Below are 5,786 nucleotides of genomic sequence, written 5' to 3' on the forward strand. Positions count from 1 at the left end.
AGTTCTCGAAAGTGACGACTTTCTCACGATGAGACTACCGATACTTTGCTCCCAAAACTTTTCTGCACCAGTGAGCCGCTCAACTCTCGATACTGGTAGGTTGAGCGAAATCGAAACCGGATTGAACGGGTACTTTATTTAGTTGCAGATCCCTAAGAGTTGCCCTCAGGCTAGCGAGGAGCCACACCCTGTATCAGGCAGGTTTCCGGTTCTCTGCTCTAAATCTAATGCGAAATACAAAGTCCAACCAGAGGCCAAGGACGACCAAAATAGTCAGCGAACAAGGTCTCTCAAATCCTTCACAAGAGAGTCCTTGGGAGTAAGAGCTGGCGGCTGGTAGCGACTCCGCTATTCAGTACAGGTATCCCTCTGAAAGGGATCAGTAATTCACGACTCAACTCGTACTCATAAGCTACTTGCCTGTGGGCGCTCAGGAACCCGTTCAAAAGAAAAGTATCAACGCCAAACGAAGGACAGTCCCAACGCTCATCCACCCAGCGACCCATCCAATGACCTCAACCAGGATGTTATTTTCCCGCCGATCTCCTGACTGTGGGGTGTTGAGGTGTAGTCGCTTATCGAATTCTCAAGGAACTATTAACCGGCTGTTGAGGCGTATATTTAATCTTTTCCTTAAGCAGTAGCCACAAAAATGGCAAATCTTGAAAGAGATAGCGCTTCCACAGACGCTTAGGCTCCGATAGCAAGCGGTAAAGCCACTCCAAGCCCACTTCACTCATCCACCGGGGTGACCGGAGTTTGTTGCCAGCTTCAAAATCAATGGCCGCCCCAACACCCATGAAGATATCAATGTTGGGCAGCTGACTTTGATATTTGGCAATCCACTTTTCTTGCTTAGGTGCGCCGACACCAACAATCAGCACATTGGCGGGCGAGTTGCGGATCATGTCCAAAATGCGTTGGCATTCTGCTTCATCTTTTTCGAAGCCAAATGTCGGCGAATGAGCCGCGACGACAATATCTCGGCCAATGCGCTGGTTGATGTGCTTTTGGGCTCGTTGTGGCACGCCTTCGGCCCCGCCAAGTAAGAAGATCTTAATCTTGGGATTATTGCGGTGGTGCTCGCAAAACATCGGGAATAAATCAGAACCGGAGATCTTGGCCTTAATCGGCGTTCCCAGAAACTTTGAGGCATACATCAAGATTTGACTATCGCAAACCCGGTAGTCAGCCACATCATATGCTTTGACGAATTCCTGATCTTCCCGAAGTCGCATCAGGTGGTCAACGTTAGGGGTGAAGACGATGCCCCGGTTGAGATTGTTGAGAAACTCATCGATCGCTAGATTATCGATACCAACATTTAAAATCTCGATGCGTTGCGACAATGCCCCCTTCTCGTAATTCAGAAGTTGCCTTGCTTGAGAAGTCAGTACAGCTTTCTGAAAAGATTCTCGGAGTGGAGATGCTTTTCTATTATTCATGCGATTTCCCCTAGATCTCTTGAATGGTAGGCGTCAACAACGATCTGCCTGATGTTCTAAAAAATACAGTGAGCAAACATCACTGAGTTGCAGCAGGTAAGACTCACGAGCTTGCAATCTCTCTGCAAGCAAGAGGTTAGAGAACTTTGATCACGAACATATGATGGGCTCAGTAATTCCACGACGTTATATTGATTTGTACCGCATCGAACTCTGCTACGTCAGTAGACACTAGCGAAATTGACGAACTCTTTAAATTCAGATGCTCACGAATACGTATATCTACGTAGGGTTTTCCAGCGATATGGCGGCGAACGATGGCATGCGATCTCCAAACAAGCGGAATTCACGTTGTTTGAGGCGGGGAGGTGCCGATTTGCCCCATGAATAGCCAAGGAAACTTTACATTTCGAGGGCGAAATGGCATCTGGTTAGGCTTCACGCCAACTTCATACAAGTTTCAACGTAGGGCGATGAAGGAAGGTTGGGATTGGGCGATCGCGAACGTGCCTTGTCTTGCTCGTATGCAGCCTAATTTCGTGTGGCGGATTGTGCTTGTGGATGAGGTGTCCGCCGATGAATGGGCCAAGGTTTAAGGCAAAAAGTTAGTTGACGGACTGGTCAGTAAGGATATGAAAAAGCGATCGCAGCCAGTATTTCTGACTGCGATCGCCCACGAGCGGATGATTATCCAACGTTAGTGCTGGGCAAAAAATTGCTGTAACTGTTGAGTCATGTTTTCAATCAGCGAGTCAGCGTTGTCGGCTGTCTGGGCTTCGCTTTCCAGGGTGGCCACTCGCTCGGGTGATAAGTTCAGCAGAGTAACCAGACGGTTGTAGGCGTCGGCTTCTTCCGAGTTGATGAGTGCTTCTTCAGGGGTGCGGGCGCTACTGCTAATCACTTCGTAGCCGAGCCGCAACACAAATTCCCGTTCTTCTTGAGACTGCAGATGGGGGACGGATTCCTCTAAAGGAATATTTTGCATGAGGTAGTCACGCAATTCTTTCTGTAAATCGGCTTGCCGTTCAGCATTATGGGCAAACAAACTGCTAAACCGCTTGAGCATCAGGTCAACCTCTTCTTGGGCCAGGTTGCCGTCACTCCACGCCATGGATGCCACAACGCGCAGCAAGGTCAGTTGACGAGGAGAAATCGAAGGTGGTGGTGGAACTTGGAGAGCCATCGCGAACTCCTGAAATTGCAACAACCCACTCCCAATTGGCTACTGACGTTAACTATGTCCAGCACATTCAATGCTGCCCGATCACGCGAACGATCGTGGCCTCAACGCATCTATAGATAGAAGCAAGGTTAAGGCACTGGGTAATTCGTGGGCTAAAAACTGATCGGCTAGGCGCGATCGCCGAAACCAAACTAGGGTGAATTGGCTTCACCGTAACATGGGCACCCCGAGGAGTTGAGCAGGCTGTAATCGATCGCTACAGAGCCTGTTACAAATATCTGCATTGGCAATGGGGAGGTCTAATCATCGGCGTTGACCCCAGGGCAATCGACGCAAAATGCCCCATGCAGCGTTAACAGCCGATACTGTAACGCCTTAGGGGAGTGGCCCCAATCACATGCCAGAGTTGGGATTAGAGGCAAAGGGCTTCTGGCCCCTACAACGGGGACATGACTTACCGGCAAATTCCTCAGCGCTATCCCTTACCTGCCAACTGACTGAGTTGTTTCACATTACTGAGCACCAGGGTGTCGTTGGCCTCATCAACTTTGAGCCAGCCCTTTTCAACCAGCTTGTCCATAATTTTGCTGGTTTCTTCTTCTGAAATGTCGGTAACGTCGGCCAAGTCAGCAATGGGGATGTTGAAAATCGTGACGCCGCCGTCAACTGACTGACCATAGGCCTCACTCAGCGTCGCTAGGGTGTTGGCCAACTTGACGGCAGGCGGTTGATGCCGCAGTTGAAATCGGAAATTGGTCTGGCGCAATCGCTGCACCATAAGTTGCAGCATCCGATGGTGCAACTGCGAGTCCTTAAAGAGCGTTTGAATGAAACGCTGGGCCGATACGCTGAGCAGCTTCACCGGGGCGAGGGCAACAACGTCGGTAGAGCGAGGGGACTCGTCTAAGATCGCCATCTCGCCAAAAAAGTCTCCTGGCCCCAAAACCGCTAGCGTGACGGCGCTATCACCCGCATGACGACGCACTTTCACCCAGCCAGATTCAATAAAGTAAACTGCATTACCCCACGCATCCTCCATCAGCACAGCGCGGTCGGCGGGATATTCATGCTGAGTGGTCACTGATCCGAGCCATTCGACGGTTTCAGGACTCGCGCTTTCAAAGAGAGGGAAAAGCTCACTAAAGGCTTCTGGCTGCATGGGAGTTTAGGTAGTGGGGCTATACGAACAGAAAGACATCATGACTGTCGTTCATGGTAGCTGCGATCGCCACGGGACAGAGCAAAATCTGCCCTCATACTACCCACAAACCTTTCGCAATATCCATCATCGCGGGATAAATGAAGTTAATCACCTGGTGAAGTACATCAATTAGTTAAGCAAGTTTGAGATGATTACGATGTTGGCCGTCAGGTTACCGTGTTTACGACCCGTCCAAGGCCAATTCTTGTTGACGCACTGCCAATACCGCCTGCCGGAGCGCGGGTAAAAATGCGGTGACATACTCGGGCCATCCCACAATAATGGGTTGCCGGTGGATCAGACTTTGCGGATAAATGCTGTTAGCGTCAAATCGGATGGGAGAACCATCTAAATCGCAGCAAATGAGGCCCGCCGCCTGCGCTAAGGCCAGTGGCCCCGTGGTATCCCAGAGTTTGACCCGTCCGTTGAGATAGACGTAAAGACCGGCTTCACCTTTGATGACTTCAAGCACTTTGAGGCCAAAGCTGCCGATCGCCTCAAAGGTTAACTCAGGCAGTTGCGTGGCAATCATGACGCCAAATCGTCGCTGGTCGCGATCGCCCAGCAGCAGGGTGGCACTGTCCCCCAAGACCTGAGGTTTGGGCTCTAACGGCAGTGGCTTGCCCTGATCGTCTTGCTGAAATAAGCCCCAACCTGCGCCCCCCCAATACAGACGACTCTGCGCCGGTGCGTACACCCACCCTGCTTGGGGTCGGTGATTTTGCAACAGCCCCACCATGATGGAGTAATGTTCGCCGCGATTGATAAAGTCTTCGGTGCCATCAATGGGGTCAATAAACCACAGGCGACGGTAATGGTTGCTGAATGCCGTTGCGGAGGTTTGATTCTCTTCGGTCACAATGCCGTCAGCGGGGAAATGTCGAGCAAACGCAGCGGATAAAAATTGGTCTAAAGCCTGATCGACCGTTGTGACGTAATCTTCGCGCCCTTTTTCAAACACCTCAAAATTCTCCGAGGCCGCTTGGCGAGCTTGCTGACCACTTTGTAACAGCATCTTTAAGATAACTTCGTTTTCTTCGGCAGTCACCATGGGCAGGGTCGTCAACTCAGTAACAGTGCTAGTGTGCCATGCAGCGGCGGCAGTGAAGATGGCTTTTGCGAATCGTCGGCTCCAAGTGCGGATACCGCACCGGCGATCGCACCCCCTCAATCGCCATATTTCTTAAAATATGAACAGACGATATTAAAACTGTTGCTCTTTGCCCGATCCAACTCCTATGACGACTACTGCCTCACGCGATCGCGCTCCCAACTCCGACTCTTCCACTACCGACAACTGGCAAATTAAATTGCTGTATGACGGCGACTGCCCACTGTGCCTGCGGGAAGTCAACTTTTTACAGAAAAAAGATGCGGGTCGCGGTTTGGTGCAGTTTGTCGATATTGCCGATGCCGCCTACGATCCGTCCCAGCATGGCGGGGTGGATTTTGAGACTGCGATGGGGCGTATCCATGCGGTGCTGGCAGACGGCACTGTGATCAAAAATGTCGAAGTTTTCCGACGTATTTACAGCATCTTAGGCATCGGCTGGATGTACGCGCCCACCCGTTGGCCCATCATTGGCCCCTTGGTCGATAAGTTGTATGACCTTTGGGCTGATCTGCGGCTTCAAGTTACTGGCCGCCCCAGCCTTCATACCCTCGTAGCCGAGCGACAGGCCCGGTTAAACAGCTGTAGTGCCGAGGAACGTTGCCGTCTGTAAGATACCCTTGCCCAGAGGCAGGCAAGCCAGGCTTTCCGATCAACCCAAGCCGGATCCGTCATCCCAACCTATGACAAACTCGCAAGTATCAAGCGGCTATCCACAGCTTCAAAAACTCGACACTTAAGTAGCTGGGCCTAGTTAAACGGTAACCAAGTGGCTGATTTCGACTCCGCTCAATCAGCGATATTACTGTCCAGGTCAGAGGTTGAGGGTTGAGCGGAGTCGAAACC

General features: G+C 51.1%; 7 protein-coding genes. 3 read left to right on the forward strand and 4 right to left on the reverse strand.

Translation table 11 applies throughout. From position 1 onward, the window contains the following. Positions 1–575: 575 nt before the first annotated feature. A complete protein-coding gene (locus JUK32_RS04900) occupies positions 576–1,349 on the reverse strand; it encodes a WecB/TagA/CpsF family glycosyltransferase (protein WP_239112340.1) in 774 nt (257 codons plus the stop codon). A 569-nt stretch (positions 1,350–1,918) separates the two neighbouring features. Here JUK32_RS04900 and JUK32_RS27920 point away from each other — a divergent pair. Continuing rightward, positions 1,919–2,041 (forward strand): hypothetical protein, encoded by a 123-nt coding sequence (locus JUK32_RS27920; protein ID WP_255538089.1) that lies wholly within the window; start codon positions 1,919–1,921, stop codon positions 2,039–2,041. A 101-nt stretch (positions 2,042–2,142) separates the two neighbouring features. On the opposite strand, the gene JUK32_RS04905 is transcribed toward JUK32_RS27920, so the two are convergent. Beyond that, complete coding sequence (locus JUK32_RS04905) at positions 2,143–2,628, reverse strand: TerB family tellurite resistance protein (RefSeq protein WP_204137734.1); 486 nt, start codon at positions 2,626–2,628, stop codon at positions 2,143–2,145. 475 nt (positions 2,629–3,103) lie between these two features. After that, positions 3,104–3,787, reverse strand: a complete 684-nt coding sequence (locus tag JUK32_RS04910; protein ID WP_204137735.1) for a Crp/Fnr family transcriptional regulator — start codon at positions 3,785–3,787, stop codon at positions 3,104–3,106. 40 nt (positions 3,788–3,827) lie between these two features. On the opposite strand from JUK32_RS04910, the gene JUK32_RS27925 reads away from it, so the two are divergent. Next, entirely contained in the window at positions 3,828–3,962 is a 135-nt protein-coding gene (locus JUK32_RS27925; protein WP_255538090.1) for a hypothetical protein, read from the forward strand. Positions 3,963–4,010: 48 nt separating this feature from the next. Here the strand turns inward: JUK32_RS27925 and JUK32_RS04915 are convergent, their stop codons facing one another. Beyond that, positions 4,011–4,895, reverse strand: a complete 885-nt coding sequence (locus JUK32_RS04915) for a 3'(2'),5'-bisphosphate nucleotidase CysQ (RefSeq protein ID WP_239112341.1) — start codon at positions 4,893–4,895, stop codon at positions 4,011–4,013. A 172-nt stretch (positions 4,896–5,067) separates the two neighbouring features. Here JUK32_RS04915 and JUK32_RS04920 point away from each other — a divergent pair, with 172 nt between their 5' ends. Continuing rightward, the gene (locus tag JUK32_RS04920; protein WP_204137736.1) at positions 5,068–5,553 is read left to right on the forward strand and encodes a thiol-disulfide oxidoreductase DCC family protein; all 486 of its coding nucleotides are present in this window, start codon (positions 5,068–5,070) and stop codon (positions 5,551–5,553) included. Positions 5,554–5,786 lie beyond the last annotated feature (233 nt).

The organism is Halomicronema sp. CCY15110 (assembly GCF_016888165.1).
In the GTDB taxonomy this organism is placed as follows: domain Bacteria; phylum Cyanobacteriota; class Cyanobacteriia; order Phormidesmidales; family Phormidesmidaceae; genus Halomicronema.